The sequence below is a fragment of the Psychrobacter sp. genome, from assembly GCF_036731945.1.
In the GTDB taxonomy this organism is placed as follows: Bacteria; Pseudomonadota; Gammaproteobacteria; order Pseudomonadales; family Moraxellaceae; genus Psychrobacter.
Map to the genome: position 1 here is coordinate 22,253 of NZ_DAINDI010000049.1, position 371 is coordinate 22,623.

At 42.6% G+C, this 371-nt stretch carries 1 protein-coding gene; it reads right to left on the reverse strand.

Annotated features, from left to right (window positions below):
• Positions 1–371 (reverse strand): hypothetical protein (locus tag V7D75_RS10485; protein WP_333614515.1); only part of this gene is annotated, 371 nt, incomplete at both ends.

A 371-nucleotide genomic window follows, 5' to 3' on the forward strand; every position in this document is an offset into this window, starting at 1 on the left:
CGCCCATCGCTTCTTTTACTAAAGCTTCTGATTGTTTACGGAACATCTCATGTAATACCAGTGCCCATTTTTCTTCGCCTGTACTGGCATCGACTAAGTGCAACGCACCATCCATCGAACCAAATAATAAATAGTCTTCTCGGTTATTCGCAGTGATGTTACCTGACTCATTAACTTCGGCACTATAAGATACCAGTGCAGGCTTTGAGTGCACCACACCACCAACTTGTCGAACTGCTTGAGTCGGAAAGTATTTCGACTCCCTCATATCCATTTTATCAATAAACGGTACGTTAGTTTCAGTATAGTCAACATTGTAACCCAAGAAGTTGAGCATGATACGCTTGGATTGTAGAAGCGTTTTGCCTCCA